Origin of the sequence: Pseudidiomarina insulisalsae (genome assembly GCF_003987065.1) — a bacterium.
Classification (GTDB): Bacteria; Pseudomonadota; Gammaproteobacteria; order Enterobacterales; family Alteromonadaceae; genus Pseudidiomarina; species Pseudidiomarina insulisalsae.
The window spans coordinates 63101-80664 of the sequence record NZ_PIPY01000011.1; the positions used below are offsets into that span (position 1 = coordinate 63101).

The 17564-nt window shown below is 54.3% G+C and carries 19 protein-coding genes and 1 other annotated feature; of the genes, 9 read left to right on the plus strand and 10 right to left on the minus strand.

Translation table 11 applies throughout. From position 1 onward, the window contains the following. Positions 1-22 precede the first annotated feature (22 nt). The gene (locus tag CWI71_RS10545; RefSeq protein ID WP_126755237.1) at positions 23-1744 is read left to right on the plus strand and encodes a proline--tRNA ligase; all 1722 of its coding nucleotides are present in this window, start codon (positions 23-25) and stop codon (positions 1742-1744) included. A 35-nt stretch (positions 1745-1779) separates the two neighbouring features. Here CWI71_RS10545 and gpt read toward each other — a convergent pair whose 3' ends face one another. Together gpt and CWI71_RS10555 are read right to left on the minus strand one after the other, a co-directional pair. Then, positions 1780-2268, minus strand: coding sequence for a xanthine phosphoribosyltransferase (gene gpt / locus CWI71_RS10550; RefSeq protein ID WP_126755238.1), 489 nt, complete (start codon positions 2266-2268; stop codon positions 1780-1782). A gap of 6 nt (positions 2269-2274) precedes the next feature. Continuing rightward, positions 2275-3669 carry an NCS2 family permease gene (locus CWI71_RS10555; protein WP_126755239.1) on the minus strand — a complete coding sequence of 465 codons (1395 nt, stop codon included), beginning with the start codon at positions 3667-3669 and terminating at the stop codon, positions 2275-2277. Positions 3670-3741: 72 nt separating this feature from the next. Here CWI71_RS10555 and CWI71_RS10560 point away from each other — a divergent pair, with 72 nt between their 5' ends. Then, positions 3742-4062: a 2Fe-2S iron-sulfur cluster-binding protein gene (locus CWI71_RS10560; protein ID WP_126755240.1), complete on the plus strand. Its 321-nt coding sequence runs from the start codon at positions 3742-3744 to the stop codon at positions 4060-4062. Here the strand turns inward: CWI71_RS10560 and CWI71_RS10565 are convergent. Genes CWI71_RS10565 through CWI71_RS10595 form a run of 7 tightly spaced genes read right to left on the minus strand, consistent with a single transcriptional unit; the run spans position 4059 to position 9123 of the window. Next, entirely contained in the window at positions 4059-5198 is a 1140-nt protein-coding gene (locus tag CWI71_RS10565) for an ATP-NAD kinase family protein (protein ID WP_126755241.1), read from the minus strand. The genes CWI71_RS10560 and CWI71_RS10565 overlap by 4 nt on opposite strands. Next, entirely contained in the window at positions 5195-5749 is a 555-nt protein-coding gene (locus tag CWI71_RS10570) for an elongation factor P hydroxylase (protein WP_126755242.1), read from the minus strand. The genes CWI71_RS10565 and CWI71_RS10570 overlap by 4 nt, the downstream gene beginning before the upstream one ends. Positions 5750-5766: 17 nt before the next feature. Then, positions 5767-6840: a chorismate synthase gene (aroC, locus tag CWI71_RS10575; protein WP_126755243.1), complete on the minus strand. Its 1074-nt coding sequence runs from the start codon at positions 6838-6840 to the stop codon at positions 5767-5769. An 8-nt stretch (positions 6841-6848) separates the two neighbouring features. Beyond that, positions 6849-7766 (minus strand): 50S ribosomal protein L3 N(5)-glutamine methyltransferase, encoded by a 918-nt coding sequence (prmB, locus tag CWI71_RS10580; protein WP_126755244.1) that lies wholly within the window; start codon positions 7764-7766, stop codon positions 6849-6851. A 38-nt stretch (positions 7767-7804) separates the two neighbouring features. Then, a complete protein-coding gene (gene sixA, locus CWI71_RS10585; RefSeq protein ID WP_126755245.1) occupies positions 7805-8314 on the minus strand; it encodes a phosphohistidine phosphatase SixA in 510 nt (169 codons plus the stop codon). After that, positions 8314-8685: an RnfH family protein gene (locus CWI71_RS10590; protein WP_126755246.1), complete on the minus strand. Its 372-nt coding sequence runs from the start codon at positions 8683-8685 to the stop codon at positions 8314-8316. The genes sixA and CWI71_RS10590 overlap by 1 nt, the downstream gene beginning before the upstream one ends. Continuing rightward, entirely contained in the window at positions 8686-9123 is a 438-nt protein-coding gene (locus CWI71_RS10595; RefSeq protein ID WP_126755247.1) for a type II toxin-antitoxin system RatA family toxin, read from the minus strand. A gap of 124 nt (positions 9124-9247) precedes the next feature. Between CWI71_RS10595 and smpB the strand changes: the two genes are divergently transcribed. The 7 genes from smpB (at position 9248) to trpA (ending at position 16619) form a co-directional block, all read left to right on the plus strand. Continuing rightward, positions 9248-9727, plus strand: a complete 480-nt coding sequence (gene smpB, locus CWI71_RS10600; RefSeq protein ID WP_126755248.1) for an SsrA-binding protein SmpB — start codon at positions 9248-9250, stop codon at positions 9725-9727. A gap of 113 nt (positions 9728-9840) precedes the next feature. Continuing rightward, positions 9841-9938: a sequence feature (Trp leader region), on the plus strand. A gap of 40 nt (positions 9939-9978) precedes the next feature. Beyond that, positions 9979-11583, plus strand: a complete 1605-nt coding sequence (locus CWI71_RS10605; RefSeq protein WP_241967715.1) for an anthranilate synthase component 1 — start codon at positions 9979-9981, stop codon at positions 11581-11583. Beyond that, positions 11583-12194, plus strand: coding sequence for an aminodeoxychorismate/anthranilate synthase component II (locus CWI71_RS10610; RefSeq protein WP_198678775.1), 612 nt, complete (start codon positions 11583-11585; stop codon positions 12192-12194). Before CWI71_RS10605 ends, CWI71_RS10610 begins: the two co-directional genes overlap by 1 nt. Further along, positions 12194-13201: an anthranilate phosphoribosyltransferase gene (trpD, locus tag CWI71_RS10615; RefSeq protein WP_126755250.1), complete on the plus strand. Its 1008-nt coding sequence runs from the start codon at positions 12194-12196 to the stop codon at positions 13199-13201. Before CWI71_RS10610 ends, trpD begins: the two co-directional genes overlap by 1 nt. Next, the gene (gene trpCF, locus CWI71_RS10620) at positions 13191-14582 is read left to right on the plus strand and encodes a bifunctional indole-3-glycerol-phosphate synthase TrpC/phosphoribosylanthranilate isomerase TrpF (RefSeq protein WP_126755251.1); all 1392 of its coding nucleotides are present in this window, start codon (positions 13191-13193) and stop codon (positions 14580-14582) included. Before trpD ends, trpCF begins: the two co-directional genes overlap by 11 nt. Continuing rightward, positions 14572-15783 (plus strand): tryptophan synthase subunit beta, encoded by a 1212-nt coding sequence (trpB, locus tag CWI71_RS10625; RefSeq protein WP_126755252.1) that lies wholly within the window; start codon positions 14572-14574, stop codon positions 15781-15783. The genes trpCF and trpB overlap by 11 nt, the downstream gene beginning before the upstream one ends. Next, positions 15783-16619 carry a tryptophan synthase subunit alpha gene (gene trpA / locus CWI71_RS10630; RefSeq protein ID WP_126755253.1) on the plus strand — a complete coding sequence of 279 codons (837 nt, stop codon included), beginning with the start codon at positions 15783-15785 and terminating at the stop codon, positions 16617-16619. The genes trpB and trpA overlap by 1 nt, the downstream gene beginning before the upstream one ends. Here the strand turns inward: trpA and CWI71_RS10635 are convergent. Further along, positions 16546-17472 carry a TIGR01777 family oxidoreductase gene (locus CWI71_RS10635; RefSeq protein WP_126755254.1) on the minus strand — a complete coding sequence of 309 codons (927 nt, stop codon included), beginning with the start codon at positions 17470-17472 and terminating at the stop codon, positions 16546-16548. The genes trpA and CWI71_RS10635 overlap by 74 nt on opposite strands. Positions 17473-17564 lie beyond the last annotated feature (92 nt).

The following is a 17564-nucleotide window of genomic DNA, read 5'->3' on the forward strand; positions in this document are numbered from 1 at the left end:
GACACAAGGATTAAAGGGAACCATGCGTACCAGTCAGTATTTATTGGGCACACTCAAAGAAACCCCCGCCGATGCCGAAGTTATCAGCCACCAGCTGATGTTACGGGCCGGGATGATTCGCAAGGTTGCCGCGGGCCTCTATACCTGGACGCCGAGCGGTTTGCGCGTGTTGCGTAAGGTCGAAGCTGTGGTGCGCGAAGAAATGGAACGCGCCGGTGCGTTGGAAGTCCTGATGCCGATGGTACAACCGGCGGATTTATGGCAGGAATCGGGGCGCTGGGAAGATTACGGCCCTGAGCTGCTGCGTTTGAAAGACCGTAATCAGCGTGATTTTGTGCTGGGCCCTACTCACGAAGAAGTCATTGCTGAGTTGGTGCGCAAAGAAGTCAGCAGTTACAAGCAATTGCCGATGAACCTGTTCCAGATCCAAACCAAATTCCGCGATGAGATTCGCCCGCGTTTTGGTGTCATGCGCGCCCGTGAATTCATTATGAAAGATGCCTATTCATTCCACCTTGACCAGGCCAGTCTGCAGGAAAGTTATGATGCGATGCATGCCGCCTACTGCCGAATTTTCGAGCGCCTGGGTCTTGATTATCGTCCAGTCATTGCCGATACCGGCTCTATTGGTGGTAGCTCTTCTCATGAATTTCACGTACTGGCCGCCTCAGGCGAAGACGATATCGCCTTTTCTGACAGCTCTGATTACGCTGCCAACGTTGAATTAGCAGAGGCTGTGGCGCCTGCGCAGGAACGCCCTGCCCCCGGCGAAGATATGACGAAGATTGCCACCCCTGAGGCGAAAACTATTGACGCCTTAGTCCAGCAATTTAAAGTGCCGGTGTCGCAAACGGTCAAAACCCTGATCGTACACGGCAGCGAAGAAAATACGCTGGTGGCGTTAATGGTACGTGGCGATCACAGCCTGAATGAGATTAAAGCGGCGAAGTTAGCAGAAGTTGCCCAGCCGCTGACCTTTGCCAGTGACGAAGAAATTCGTGCTGCAGTGGGTGCCGGCCCAGGCTCCCTCGGCCCTGTCAACATGCCGCTGACTTTGATTGTGGACCGTAGCGTTGCCGTTATGGCAGACTTCGCGGCCGGTGCCAACGAAGATGGCTTCCATTATTTTAATATCAACTGGCAACGCGATGTTGAGTTGCCGCAGGTTGCTGATCTACGTGACGTGGTTGAAGGCGATCCTAGCCCTTGCGGTAAAGGTACCCTACAGATAAAACGGGGTATTGAAGTAGGTCATATCTTCCAGCTTGGCAAGAAGTATTCCGACGCCATGAAAGTGGGTGTGCTGACCGACACCGGTAAACACGAAACCCTGATGATGGGCTGTTACGGTATTGGTGTCTCGCGCATCGTCGCAGCGGCGATTGAGCAGAACCATGACAAGTTTGGTATTACCTGGCCGGAAGCTCTGGCTCCTTTTCAGGTCGCCATTGTGCCCATGAATATGCATAAATCGGCGCGCGTGAAGGAAACCGCAGAAGCGATTTATCGTACATTGCAGGAAGCAGGTGTCGAAGTATTATTCGATGATCGTAAAGAGCGCCCTGGCGTGATGTTCGCCGACATGGAACTGATCGGCATACCACATCAGATCGTCATTGGTGAGCGTAATCTCGATGAGGATGCAGTGGAATACAAACACCGCAAGAGCGGTGACAAACGGAAAATTGCAATTGCTGACGTTCTCGCTGTCATTGAGCAGGTTTCGCTTCAGGAAAACACTTAAAAAAATAAGCCGGGCAATTTTGCCCGGCTTTTTGTTTATTGCTTCTCTTGCCCCGCCAGTGGCTCAACATAATGCAAGTGCATGTCCCAGGGAAAGTGAATCCAGGTTTCCTGCTCCAGGTCCGCAACGTAATCGTCGACCAGTTCCATACCGGCAGGCTTCGCATAAACCGTAATAAACTTGGCTTTGGGTAAACGCTCACGCAAAAATTTAAGGGTATTGCCGGTATCGATCAGATCATCAATCACCAAAAAGCCCTCACCGTCTTCGGTACAACTGACATCTTTCAACAAGGTGACTGAGTCGCGCTGGCTGTCGTGATCGTATGAGCTGACACAAACACTCTCGACTAAACGTAAATTCAGTTCACGCGCAACAATAGCCGCCGGTACCAGACCGCCACGGCTAACTGCAATAATTCCTTGCCACTGCTCCGCAGGCAGTTGCCGCCGCGCGAGTTCTTTCGTGGCGCGATGCAATTCTTCCCAGGATACGAAAAATTCGCGATTTGTATGCCATCCCATGATGTCTTACCCCAACCAAATGAATTTTGCGATAAATAACGCAGCCAGAAATGCCACGCTCCAGTTCAGCTCATGATAGCGACCACCGAGGGCCTTCACTATCACGTAGCTGATGAAACCTAAGGCGATACCATCGGCGATTGAGTAGGTTAATGGTGTCATTAACAATACCACAGCTACCGGAGCTGCCTCAGTAATATCGTCCCAGTCCACTGAGCGCAGTGTAAACAGCATCAGCACTGAAACATAAATAATAGCCCCCGCCGCTGCGTAGGCAGGTACCATGCCCGCCAGCGGGGCGAAGAAAATAGCCAGAACGAATAGTAAGCCGACCACGACTGCTGTTAGCCCGGTTTTACCACCTGAGGCCACCCCAGAGGCGGACTCAATGTAACTGGTGGTGGTTGACGTACCCAATACGGAGCCTGCAACGGAAGCCGTTGAGTCTGCCATCAGGGCTTTCTCAAGGCGCGGCAGCTTGCCGTTTTTATCCGTCATACCTGCACGTTGCGCCACCGCCATTAAGGTACCTGAGGTATCAAATAAATCGACGAACAAGAAAGCAAAAATCACGCTTAGCATGGCCACGTCAAAGGCACCGGCAATATCCAGTTGCATGAAAGTCGGAGCCAGACTCGGTGGCGCTGCGACAATGCCCTGATAGGTAACATCACCCAACAACCAACCTAACAACGTGATAAACAAAATGCTGATAAGCGCTGCGCCCTGTACCTTGCGGGCAACCAAACCAATAATCAGGAAGAAGCCAAGCCCGGCCAGTAACACCGAGGTTTGCGACAGATCGCCCAAAGCAACCAGGGTCGCATCATGACCCACAATGATATTGGCATTTTGCAGACCGATTAGCGCCAGGAAGGCACCAATACCGGCGGCAATCGCCAGGCGTAGAGTGATCGGAATGGAGTTGATAATCCACGAGCGTATACGTAGCGCCGACAGTAAGAAGAATAAAATACCAGAAAAGAATACCGCGCCCAGTGCAGTTTGCCAGGTGTACCCCATTCCCAACACGACGCTATAGGTAAAGAACGCATTGAGGCCCATGCCTGGCGCCAGCGCCACCGGGTAATTAGCCCACAACCCCATTACCAGACAGCCAATCGCCGCAGCAAGACAGGTGGCAACAAATACCGCGCCTTCATCCATGCCCGCCTGACTTAAAATAGCCGGGTTCACAAAAATGATGTAAGCCATCGTTAAGAAGGTGGTCACCCCACCGACCACTTCGGCCCGCACCGAACTACCTTGCGCTTCGATCTTGAATAACTTTTCCAAAACGGACTGCAACGCACCCACTCCGTAACTCTCCTCTACCACTGGCGCCAAAAAATTGCGCAAGTGTACCTGAAAATGACAGTAATTGCTCGGCTTAAGTAACATGGAAGCATGCAAGAAACCGGATAAAATTATGCTAAACTCGGCAGCACGATAAATGGCGTTAGGGAGTTAAGTATGCCAAGAGTAATTTTTATTGATGCTGACGGTGGTCAATTTGAAGCAGACGTTCCAGTCGGGCAAAGTATCATGGAAAGCGCTATCGACAACATGATCGATGGCATTTTAGGGGAGTGCGGCGGCGTTATGTCCTGCGCTACCTGTCACGTCTATGTGGCAAAAGAATGGCAGGCTAAACTTGAGCCGGCAGAGGAACGTGAAGAAGACATGTTGGATATGGCCGTTGAACCGCAGGAAAATAGCCGCCTGAGCTGTCAGATAGAAATGACTGACGCGCTTGACGGCATTACCGTTTATTTACCGCGCTCGCAGTTTTAAGGCGCGTCCACCTGAACAAACACCTCATCATGATAACCGGTGGTGACCCGGATCAGGCCACAAAGCTGGTCATCTACTTCGGGATCACCGGTATCGACCAGCAAAGGTTTGCCCTGTAACTGTTGCAGCTTGGTTTTGGTGGCAACCACCTGCAATGCCTCCTTGCCACTTTGCTGTAGCAGATGCGCAATTAGCCGGGCACTGAGTTGCTGATTACCGCGACCAAAAATATGGCCCTGACCGCCGATAACGGTAACAATCAGGCGCGCTTCCTGCTGCGCATCAATGACCATTTTCTCAAGCTGTTGTGCGGTAACGTCGCTGGCAACAAGGGCACCGTTTTTGACCACATCAACACCCAATAGCGTGTTGGCCAGTCCCAGCTCCTCCATCACCGCAGCAACCGTCGAGCCTGATCCCATGATATACAGCACATCATCGTCCATCTGCTCGACCACATCGGCGGCAATATCAGCCAGCACCATTTCGTCGCTTTCCTTGCCACCCATTTTCACCGCCTGGATGTAGCGCAACTCGGCCGGCACTAACATTTCACCATAGCGCTTGGCGCGTACTGTGCCCTGCCGAAACGCTGCTTCGTCAATGTCCATGACATCAGCGTGGGTGACCGTGGTCAACGCGCCTTCCAGCATTTGTCTGACCACTTTGCCCGCCGCGCGTGGGCTGACCGCATACACGCCAGAATGGATCTTAACGCCGGCCGGGATACCCAACACTGGTTGCTCTTCGGGGACCACTGCATAAATGTCACGGGCGGTACCATCGCCGCCGACAAATAATAATAAATCCACACCCGCCTTGAGCAGTGCCTCGGTCAGAGCTTTGCTATCTGCGGCTGTGGAAGGCTCCGCGCCGCTATAGACCACCTGACAGTCACAGCCAGCTAACGCGCAGCTGTCGGCACCTAAGGCGCCAGCGCCGGTTAGCAGCGCCCAGGAATGGGGCGTATCAACGAATTCCTTCAGGGCTTGCGCGGCGCGTTGTGGCGCTTTCGCTTCAGCGCCCAACTGTTGCGCCAGCGCAGCGGTTTCGGCACCATCGCTGCCTTTCAGCGCGACGCTACCTCCCAACCCCGCCAGTGGGTTTACTACCAGGCCAATGCGAAAATTTGTCATGCAGCCCCCTGCCACTGTTGAACTTCAGCCAGTACTTGTTCTGCGTCCGGCCATGGCTGTTGGAAATGTTCCGCCAGAGCGCGGGCGAAACGCTCGGCACGCGCTGGCAATCCGTCACGCAAATACCGATGCAGTTGCGCTAGCACCGCAGCAGTAAAGGCTGCGCGATCAACCTCAATACCGCCGAGGTTGTCGACGCTCACCTGAAACGGCACATTGGCACAACGCGAGAATAGACACTCCAGTGCCTGCGGCTTATGCTCTACCCGCTCAAACTCGGCCTGTTGCGCGGCGCTACGACCATCAGGTTCGTACCAGTAACCGTAGTCTTCCAACTGGCGTCGGCGTTCACCGGCAATACACCAGTGCGCGATTTCGTGTAGCGCAGAGGCAAAAAAGCCATGAGCGAAGATAATCTGATGATCGCCCTCCGCTGTGGTCGCGGGACGGTATAAAGGCTCATCGGCACCGGCAACCAGCACAGTACGGTAGTCCTGATAAAAACACTGGTGAAATAGATCAATCAGAATCTGATAATTCGGCTGCGTCATAACTAGCAAACGAGAGATTAACTGCCATTTTGCGCGCGTTGGCGCAACCAGTGATCCACAATAACCAAGGCCGCCATTGCCTCAACAATGGGCACCCCGCGAATGCCAACACAGGGATCGTGACGACCGCGGGTCACCACGGTTTGCGGCTGATTCCAGCGATCCACCGTCTGGCCTGGTTTGGTGATACTTGATGTTGGTTTAAACGCGACTTCTGCGATAACCGTCTGGCCACTACTAATGCCGCCCAAAACACCGCCAGCATGGTTGCTTAAAAAGCCTTCGGGGCTCATTTCATCGCGGTGCTCACTGCCTTTTTGCGCGGCCACGGCGAAACCATCGCCGACGCTTACCGCTTTCACCGCGTTGATACTCATTAATGCCTTGGCCAGATCAGCATCAAAGCGATCGAACACAGGCTCGCCGAGTCCGGCCGGAACGCCGGTCACTTCAAGACGCACCCGCGCGCCAACGGAGTCGCCTTCTTTCAACAAGTCTTTCAGGTACTGCGCAGCAGCTTCGGCAACCTCTGCATCGGGCATAAAGAGTGCGTTTTCGCGCGTCTGCGCCCAGTCAAAGCCATCGCCGTTACGACCGATTTCGTGTGGCCCGATTTGCATTACACCCGCATAAAACTGAACGCCGAACTGTTGCTGCAACAGTTTCTTGGCAATCGCTCCGGCAGCCACCCGCATCGCAGTTTCCCGGGCGGACGAGCGGCCCCCGCCACGGTAATCACGGCGACCGTACTTTTTATCATAGGTAAAATCGGCATGTCCGGGACGGTATAAGTCTTTGATCGCGGAGTAGTCTTTACTGCGCTGATCAGTGTTCTCAATGAGCAGGGCAATCGGCGTTCCGGTGGTGACCCCATCAAACACGCCCGAGAGAATTTTCACTTCGTCGGCTTCACGGCGTGCCGTGGTATAACGACTTTGTCCGGGTTTACGCCGATCCAGATCAGCCTGTAAATCAGCTTCAGAGAGTGCCAGCCCCGCCGGGCAGCCATCAATAATAGCGCCAATGACCGGCCCGTGGCTTTCGCCAAAGGTGGTCACGCGAAATAACTCTCCAAAACTATTACCGGGCATAATGATTCCTAGAATTTTGCTTGGTGTTCAAGCAGTTCCTGACGTGTCATTAAGAATACGCCATCGCCGCCACGTTCGAAAGAGAGCCAGGTGAAAGGCACATCAGGGTACAACTCCATTATATGTACCATGGAGTTGCCGACTTCACAGATAAGAATGCCCTGCTCGGTCAGGTGATCCGGTGCCTCACGCAAAATCGTGCGCACCAGGTCAAGGCCATCGTCACCGGCAGCAAGCCCCAGCTCGGGCTCATGATGAAACTCAGCTGGCAAATCAGCCATATCCTCGGCGTCGACATACGGCGGATTGGTCACGATCAGATCGTAACGTTGTTCCGGCACCGCCTGATAAAGATTAGAGACCATCGGAAATACCCGGTGCTCGAGCTGATGGGCGGCAATATTCTCTTCCGCCACAGCTAACGCATCGGTAGAAATGTCCAGCGCATCCACTTCTGCGTCAGGGAAGGCATAGGCGCAGGCGATGGCAATACAGCCACTACCAGTACATAAATCCAGAATGTGCTGCGGTGGTTCAGTCAGCCACGGCTGAAATTCGTTCTCAATCAGTTCACCGATCGGAGAGCGTGGAATCAGTACCCGCTCATCCACCTTAAACGGTAGACCCGCAAACCAGGCTTCGCCGGTCAGATAAGCAGCAGGTTTGCGCTCGTCAATACGGCGCACCAACAGCTCGACAAATTGTTCCCGTTCGGTCATTGTCATCGTCGCCGCACGAAACTGCTGCAGCTGTTGCAGGTCAAGGTGCAGTACATGTGCCAACAGGACCTGCGTCTCGGTGTCCGCATTATCGGTACCATGGCCAAAAAACACATCCGCGGCATGCAGCGTGCTTACGCCCCAGCGCCAGTAGTCTTCAATCCGGGTTAATTCAGTTAACGGTGCTTTCACCTTGTGCTCCAACATTGTTAATTCGCTTTGTACCCTTAGCAGGCGCGGCTCTGTCAGGCCGGTTCAGCAACCGCCATACGGATAAATTCACCGTGCCAGTCATCCACGCTCAGCGTCAGCTCGGCGATTCCCGCTGTCGGAAACAGCATCGGCTCAACCTGCGGATCCAGTTCTGCCATAAGGTAGCTGACAAAGGGCATATGCGACACCACGGCCACCTGCTTAACTTTGGGGCCGCGACGCTGCAGTTCGGTGAGCAGCCAGTCAGCGAATACCGCAGCGCGGCCTTCCGGCGTAATGTCATGGCTGGTTTGCTGCTCGCGGGCAGGTACCTGGCTGGTTAGTATGGTTGCAGTCTGACGCGCCCGCACCAATGGGCTGACCAATAGCCAGTCCAGTTGCTGTGAGCCTTGTTGCGCAAGATAACTTTTCAGCCACTGCGCATTCATCAATACTTCTTGCTCACCAAATCCACTTAACGGACGAATGGCATCGCCTTTGAGCGCCTGGGCCGGCATTGCTTCACCGTGGCGCATGACATAAAGTTTAACCTGATGTTTCACTACGCATCACCCGCATCATCAGGCGCCCGTGAACGGCGGCGCCCGCCAGTCACCGGGTCGGCCCGGCCGTCATCTTTTGCCTGCTCGGCACGCTTGCGACGAATCGCCTTCGGATCGGCAATCAAGGGACGATAGATTTCGATCCGATCACCATCGCGCGGTACATGGTCTAATTTGACCGCTTTGCTCCAGATCCCGACTTTTTGTTCATTCAGGTCAATTTCGGGAAAATAGCGATGAATATTTGATTGCTCGATACACGCTTCTACTGTCAGTCCGGCGCGTACGCGCAACGGAATGATCTGTTGTCGCTCGGGCGTGGCGTACGCGACTTCGATCTGAATGTGCTCCTGGCTCAGCTCTTGGCTCATTTACGCAGTCCCATACACCTGTTCTGCACGTTTGACAAAAGCGTCAACCATGCGGCTTTGTATTTCATTAAATATTTTGCCAAAGGCCAGCCCCAGAAAACGGTTAGCGAACTCGAACTCTAGCTTCAGAACGATTTTACAGGCATTCTCGTCGAGGCGCTGAAAATGCCAGCCACCGCGCAAATAACGAAAGGGCCCGTCCACCAGCTCCATACCAATACGGTCGGGCGGCTCCAGCGTATTGCGCGTGGTAAAGGATTTCCCTACCCCGGCTTTACTGATATCCAGCCGTGCAACCTTACTACTATCCGTCTGTTCAATCACCTGCGCCGAGCGACAACCCGGCACAAATTGTGGATAGCTTTCAATGTCATTCACCAACGCATACATTTGTGCGTCGCTATAAGGAACGAGTGCACTTCGTTCAATGCTGGGCATGTCGTTTCCTTGCCTTGCTATAAAATGCCCGAATGATACCGCAATTTACGGGTCTGATCACCCATTCTGAAAATCCACTCATAAACAAATTTTCTTTTATTTTCGGATGCGTATAATAGCCGCCATGAGCAAAGCTAAATCCCCCGCAAAATCCGGAACCATCGCGCTGAATAAAAAAGCGCGCCATGAGTATTTTCTGGAAGAAAAATTCGAAGCAGGTATTGCCCTTCAAGGCTGGGAAGTTAAAAGTATTCGCGCCGGCAAGGTCAATATTGCTGACACTTATGTCATCATCAAAGATGGTGAGGCCTATCTGTTGGGTGCGCAGATTCAACCATTGTTGTCGGCGTCATCGCACGTGGTCTGTGACCCTGAGCGCACACGCAAGCTACTACTGAAACAGCGCGAGTTAGACAAGTTGATCGGTGCCAGCGAACGCGAAGGCTATGCCATTGTCGCCACAGCCATGTACTGGAAACGCCATCTGGTGAAACTTGAGATCTATCTCGCCAAAGGTAAGAAGTCCCATGACAAGCGCGACACCATTAAAGAGCGCGACTGGCAGCGGCAAAAATCGCGAATTATGAAACACAGCGTACGCTAACGAAATTTTCGGTTGACACTCCACCAGGGTTTCCGTTAGCTTATCGGCAGATGAACTAGACAACTTCTAAAAAAACGATGAAAAACGCACAAATAAAATCAGTAAAGCAAGTACAGTGGTGGTGGCATTTCCCGAGCTAGCGGGTGGTGCATCTGTGCGTATTTGACACGTAGATTGATGAAAAACCCGCTTCTTCAGCGGGTTTTTTTGTGGCCCGCTGTAGCCAGGCGATTTACGACAGGGGCAAAACAGTGCAATTTGAACATCAGTTAGGGTTTTATCAGTCGTTGCATATGCAACTTCCCTACACCGACACAACGCAGCAATTGTTTGCGACGTTATGCGGTGATAAAGCCCATACCTTACTGCTCGACTCGGCGGAAATTCAGTCACGTCAGCACCTTAAAAGTCTGATTATGACGCAGGCGTCGCTAAAGGTGGTCTGTCAGGACACCACTGTGACCATTACCGCACTGACGGACAACGGCGCGCAGTTACTACCTTTTCTGCGCGAACAGTTGGCGCCTTATGCCAACATTGAGCAAGCGGGCGAGCAGCAGCTTCGCTGCCAGTTTCACAGCCCCGATAATGGCGAGCTGGACGAGGCACAGCGCTTGCGGCAAAAAAGTACGGAGCAGGTACTGCGCCTGTTACAGCAGCAGTTGCAACCCGTCGCCAACAGCCATGATCACGATTTTTCATTGTTTATTGGCGGCGTATTCGGCTATGACTATATTGCCAGCATGGAGGACTTACCGGACGTTCCTGATGGTGCGAACCAGTGCCCCGATTACCAGTTCTATCTGGCAGAAACACTGGTGGTGATTGATCATCAACGCCAAACTACCGAATTACTCGCCACGCTTTTAAGTGGCCCGGCGTCCGCAGATTATTACCCGCGCATTGCCCAGCAACTGGGTGAGATTGCCGCGCATTGTCAGTTACCACAGCTACCCGGCGCAAAACAGGCAGCAACAAGCGGCGTCGACAATAGCGTACAGGCGCAGCCCGATCGCGACACCTACGCGCGCTGGGTTACCGAACTGCAGGAACATATTGCCGATGGCGATATTTTTCAGGTGGTGCCATCGCGCCAGTTCAGCCTCGCTTGCCCCGACAGCTTTGCTGCCTATGAACGGCTGAAAGCCGCCAACCCATCGCCCTACATGTTTTACCTGCAAAGTGATGACTTTGTCCTGTTTGGTGCGTCGCCCGAGTCGGCCCTGAAATACACCGCCGCGACCAACCAGGTTGAGCTCTACCCTATTGCTGGTACGCGTCCGCGCGGTAAGAATACTGATGGCAGCATTAACAACGATCTCGACAGCCGGCTTGAGCTGGAACTGCGCTGTGACCAGAAGGAGCTGGCAGAACACCTGATGCTGGTCGATCTCGCGCGCAACGACCTGGCCCGCATCGCCGAACCCGGTACCCGCTACGTGGCCGACTTGTTGCAGGTCGACCGCTATTCCCATGTGATGCATCTGGTATCGCGCGTGGTCGCGCAACTGGATCCTGAGCTTGACGCCTTGCATGCATACCGCGCGTGCATGAACATGGGAACTCTGGTGGGTGCGCCCAAAGTGTCTGCGGCCCGCCTCATCCGGCAGTACGAACAACAGCGCCGCGGCAGCTATGGTGGCGCGGTCGGTTATTTAAATGGCCGCGGCGACATGGATACCTGTATTGTGATTCGTTCGGCCTATGTTCGCGACGGCATGGCCTATGTGCAAGCTGGCGCGGGCGTCGTCGCAGACTCTCAGCCTGCCGCGGAAATAGCGGAAACCGAAAATAAAGCCCGCGCGGTTCTTGCCGCCATCGAAGCAACCTTAAGCGCTAACCCGGAGGTGCAGTGATGAGCCAGGCACGCATTATTCTGATTGATAACATCGACTCCTTTAGTTACAACCTGGTGGACGAATTACGCCAGCTCGGCTATCCGCTGACCGTTTACCGTAATACCGTGTCCCTGGCGACTATCCGTGCTGATCTGGAAAACTACGACGGGCCGCAGCTCATTTGTCTGTCGCCGGGCCCCGGACATCCACGCCAGGCAGGCAATTTAATGGACGTTATCGACTATGCGAAAGACCGTTACCCGCTACTGGGAATTTGCCTTGGTTTTCAGGCATTGCTGGAGACTTACGGCGCTACGGTAAAGCGCTGTGGCGAAACTTTGCACGGCAAAAGCTCGCTTATTCGCTGCCAGCAGCACACGATTTTTGCCAACTTGCCCGACCCCTTACCGGTCGCACGCTACCATAGCCTGGCGGGCTACCAGCTGCCCGACACGGTAGAGGTATTGGGCGACGTTGAGGCGGCAGGTGAAATGATTCCCATGGCCGCCTATTTTGCCGGGCATCAGGCCATTGGCTTTCAGTTCCACCCAGAATCCATTTTAACCGGCCGCGGCACGCAGTTGCTCGCGCAAACCGTTCAATTTTTATTTACCACGGAGCAGCAGTAATGGAAGTCATCAAACAACTTCTGGACGGCAAAACGCTCACCCTTGAGGCAACCGAATGCCTGTTTGACCGTCTTGTGAAAGGTGAATTGAATGAAATTCAGATCACCGCCCTGCTCACCAGCATGAAAATGCGCGGTGAGCAGCCTGAAGAAATGGCCGGTGCCGCCCTGGCGCTTCGGCGCGCTGCCAAACCTTTCAAGCGCCCCGAACGCACCATTGTCGACAGTTGCGGCACCGGTGGCGACGGCAGTAATACCATCAATATTTCCACCGCAGCAGCACTGGTCGCGGCCAGTATGGGACTTTGTGTCGCTAAGCACGGCAACCGCAGCGTTTCTTCGCGTTCCGGCTCGGCTGATGCGCTGGAAAGCCTGGGCTTATCGGTCACTCAGGATTCCGAAGTCGCGGCAAGCCAATTAGCGCAGTTTAACTTTTGCTTCTTATTCGCGCCCCATTATCATCCGGGCATTCGCTACGCCATGCCGGTGCGACAAACCCTAAAAACCCGCACGCTGTTCAATTTACTTGGGCCACTGGTCAATCCGGCACGCCCCGACGTCCAACAGTTGGGGGTCTATGATCCCGTCTGGTTGCGCCCCCTGGCCGAAACACTAAAACTGCTGGGCTGTCAGCGCGCCATGGTTGTGCATGGCTCCGGATTAGATGAGATTGCCCTGCATGGACCAACGCAAGTGGTAGAATTGCGCGATAATCAACTGCATGAGTACGAACTGACACCGGCAGATTTTGGCGTGCAGCAGTCACCGGTCAGCGCATTACGCGGTGGCGATGCTGAGTTTAATGCCGCTGCGCTGGTGAAAGTGCTGATGGGCCAGGCCCCGCAAGCGCATATGGATGCCGTGGCGGTCAGTACTGCAGCGCTACTTTATATGACTGGCCGCTATGACACCTTAAAAGCCGCGACCACCGCCGTGCTGGAACATTTAGCCAGCGCTCAGGCAATGCAGCATCTGCAGCAATTACAGGAGTTTAATCGTGGCGAATAGCATACTGACGACCATCGTTGCCAAACGCCGGGAACGGCTGAAGGAGCTGCGTGAGCTTTATTCTGAAGCGCAGTTGCGCACTCAGCTTCAGCCCAGTCAACGGAGTCTGGCGCAGGCCTTAGCCAAACCGCGCAGCAGTTTTATCCTGGAATGCAAAAAAGCATCGCCGTCGAAGGGCTTAATTCGTGAAGATTTTCATCCGGTAACGATTGCACGCACCTACAGCCGTTATGCAGACGCCATTTCGGTACTGACGGAGCCTGATTACTTTCAGGGCGACTTTGCCTATTTGAGTGCGGTCAGTGCCAGTGTCGATTTGCCCGTGTTATGCAAAGATTTCATCGTCGAGCCGCTGCAGGTCCTGTTGGCGCGTCATTTTGGCGCCGATGCGATTTTGCTCATGCTATCCATTCTTGACGATGCCACCTACCGGCAACTCGCGACATTGGCGGCTGAGCTGCAACTGGATGTCCTCACCGAAGTCAGCAATGAAGTAGAGATGCAACGCGCCAGTGAACTGGGCGCGACGATTATCGGCATCAATAACCGTAATCTGCATGATCTTAGTGTTGACCCTGAGCGTAGCAAAGAGCTCAGCAAGATAGCTCCTGCAGGTGCCTTGCTGGTCGCCGAGTCAGGCTACAGTGAACATGATCAGGTGCGTGACAGTGCACCCTACGTGGACGGCTTTTTGATTGGTAGCGCGCTTACCGCGCAGGAAAATATTGATCAGGCGTGCCGCGAGCTCATTTACGGGCGTCACAAAGTCTGCGGGCTGAGCAAAGTTTCTCAGGCCATGGCCGTTCGCGCCGCGGGCGCCGCGTTTGGCGGGCTGATTTTTGTGCCCCACTCACCACGTGCGGTCAACACCGAACAAGCCGCGCAGCTGATCGCCGCCGAACCGCAACTGCGCTGGGTAGGCGTGTTCGCCGACCGTCCGCTGGCTGAAGTTGCAACGACCGCGACCGAGCTGAATTTACACGCCGTGCAACTGCATGGCCACGAAGACGCGGACTATATTGCACAATTGCGTCAGGAGCTGCCGCGAACCACTGAAATCTGGCGTGCGCTCAGCGTAGAGGCGCCATTGCAGTTACCCGCTAACGGCGCCGACTATTACCTGCTGGACAATGCCGGTGGCGGCAGTGGCAGCAGCTTTGACTGGCAACTACTTGAACAACTGAGCGCCGCAGAAAAACAGCGTTGCATCTTAGCCGGTGGCTTAGGTGCTGAGAATCTCAGCGCAGCGGCGGCTACCGGTCTGCAGCGTTTTGATTTTAATTCGCGCCTGGAGCGACGCAAGGGTGATAAAGATGCAGGGCTGATCCTGCAACTCTTTCAACAAATTAGACAGTATGGGAAAACACATCATGAGTCATAACCCAGCATATTTCGGTGAATTTGGCGGCCAGTTTGTGCCGGAAATTTTACTACCCGCACTGGACCAACTGGAACAGGCGTTCAATGACGCGCAGCAAGATCCGGAATTCCAGAAAGAGTTCAGTGATCTGCTGAAAAACTATCTTGGTCGCCCGACGCCGCTGTCACTGTGCAAAAACCTGCCCATCGACAGCCCGAATGGCTGTAAAATTTATCTTAAACGCGAAGATCTGCTGCATGGCGGCGCGCACAAGACGAACCAGGTTCTGGGCCAGGCGCTACTTGCCAAACGTATGGGCAAACATCGCATTATCGCGGAAACCGGCGCTGGCCAGCATGGTACCGCAACGGCGTTAGCCTGTGCGCTACTCGATTTGGACTGCACCATTTACATGGGTAAGAAAGACGTCGAGCGCCAGCAGCCCAATGTATTTCGGATGGAGCTGATGGGTGCCAAAGTCGTGCCGGTCGACACCGGCAGCGGTACGTTAAAAGATGCGGTCAATGAAGCCCTGCGCGACTGGACCGCCAGCTACCATGATACCCATTATTTGCTTGGCACTGCCGCAGGGCCGCACCCCTTCCCTACCATCGTGCGCGAGTTTCACCGCATGATCGGCGCCGAAGCCAAACGTCAGATCGTTGAGCAGGCCGGGCGTCTGCCCGACGAGGTCATCGCCTGTGTTGGCGGCGGCTCAAATGCTATCGGTATGTTTGCTGATTTCATTGACGAAAAAGACGTTGCGCTGGTCGGCGTCGAGCCTGCAGGCAAAGGCGTGAAAACGGCGCAGCATGGCGCCACATTAACCGCCGGTAAGCCCGGCATTCTGCATGGTTGTAAGTCGTACCTGATGCAAACCGACGAAGGACAAATTGAAGAGAGTTATTCAGTTTCAGCCGGATTGGACTACCCGGGCGTAGGTCCGCAACATGCTTACCTGCTCAGCATTGGCCGTGCGCGTTATGAATCTGTCACCGATGATGAAGCCTTAGCAGCTTTTAAAATGCTGGCTGAAAAAGAAGGTATTATTCCGGCACTGGAGTCCGCCCACGCGCTTGCCTACGCGTTGCGTCGCGCGGCTGAATCCGACGCCCCGGAAATTCTGTTAGTCAATCTTTCCGGACGCGGCGATAAAGACATTGATCATGTGCGTCGTATTTTTCAGCAACAAGAACAAGAGCAAGCAAAGGAGAATGCGTAATGAGTCGCTATGAAGCTATGTTTGAGCGCCTGGAAGCTGCCGACCAGGGTGCCTTCGTCCCCTTCGTGACGCTGGGCGATCCGAATCCGCAGCAAAGCCTTGAGGTCATTGAGGCCTTAGTGGCAGGTGGTGCAGACGCTCTCGAGCTGGGCTTTCCGTTTTCCGATCCGGTGGCTGACGGGCCAACCATTCAAAAAGCTGCTATTCGCGCGCTAGGTGCCGGCACTAAAATTGCTGACTGTTTTGCCATTTTGCGTAAGGTACGGGAACGCCATCCCGACCTGCCGATAGGTTTGCTGGTGTATGCCAACCTTGTTGCCAGTTCCGGGCTGGAGCGTTTTTATGAGCGCTGTGCCGAGGCCGGTGTCGACTCGGTGCTGATTGCCGATGTGCCAGCGCGGGAAAGTCAGCCCTTTATCGCGGCAGCGAAAGAACACGGCATCGCGCCCATTTTTATTGCGCCGCCAGATGCCAATGCAGAGCGCCTGCAGCGTATTGCCGAATTAAGCGAAGGTTATGTGTACTTGCTCAGCCGTGCGGGCGTGACCGGCGCTGAGACGGGAATGCAACGCCCGGCGAAGGCGGTGATCGATGCGCTGCGTGAGGCTAATAGCGCGCCGCCATTGCTGGGCTTCGGAATTGCCCGTCCGGAGCATGTCGAAGCAGCGCTGGCTGCAGGTGCAGCCGGCGCAATCAGTGGCTCAGCAGTCGTTAATCTAATCGCCAAGCATCATCAACAACCCGAACAGCTAAACGAAGCGCTCAGCTCTTTTGTTCGTCAGATGAAGACGGCAACAAACAATCGCGCAGCGCTGCTTCAGCAGTCGGATAGTTAAACTCAAAGGACGTTTGCTGTAATCTGGCCGGCACGACCCGCTGGCCAGTGAGCAGCATCTGCGACATTTCACCTAACAAGAGTTTTAGTACCCAGCCCGGTACGCGCATAAAATGCGATTTGCGCAGCACCTTGGCGATGGTGGCACTAAATTCTTCCTGCGGCAGTGGGTTCGGCGCGGTCGCGTTATACACGCCCTGACATTCCTCATGCTCCAGCAGGTATTCAATCACCCTGGCAATGTCTTCCAGATGAATCCAGGAGAAATACTGCTTACCCGAGCCTAATGGGCCGCCAAGCCCCAACAGGTAAGGCGGCAGCATCTTCTGCAAGGCACTGTCGTCTTCAGCTAAGACCACCCCGGTGCGAATAATACACACCCGCGTCTTGTCCGACTGTGCTTTTAACGCCCGTTGCTCCCACTCGGCGCATAGGCGATGCGCAAAATCATCGGGTTTGTCCACCTCATCCTCTTCGGTCATCACCCGATCGCCCTGCGCACCGTAGTAACCGATAGCGGACCCACTGATAAAGACTTTCGGAGGCTGCTCACATTCTTGCATACGCTTAGCGAGTTGCTCGGTGATGGGCCAGCGGCTCTCTTCCAGGCAGCGCTTGCGTTTCTCGCTCCAACGTTTATCGGCAATGCCGGCACCCTGCAGATTCACCACGCCGTCAAATACTTCCAACGACTCGATTTTATCTAAACCTGAGAACGCTTGAATGCCCTCTCCGAAGCGCTCCATGGCTTGCTTTGGGGTGCGGCTGAGAATGGTAATCTCATGGCGGTCACGTAGCCGGCCAATGAGTTCCGTACCGATTAACCCGGTGCCACCGGTAATAAGTAATTTCATCCTTTGTTCCTCTTCAGGCTACACTGCGCTAAAGTTAGTTTTCGCATAGTATGCTTAAGTGTAGACATTGCAGCTAGTCGACAACAAACTTT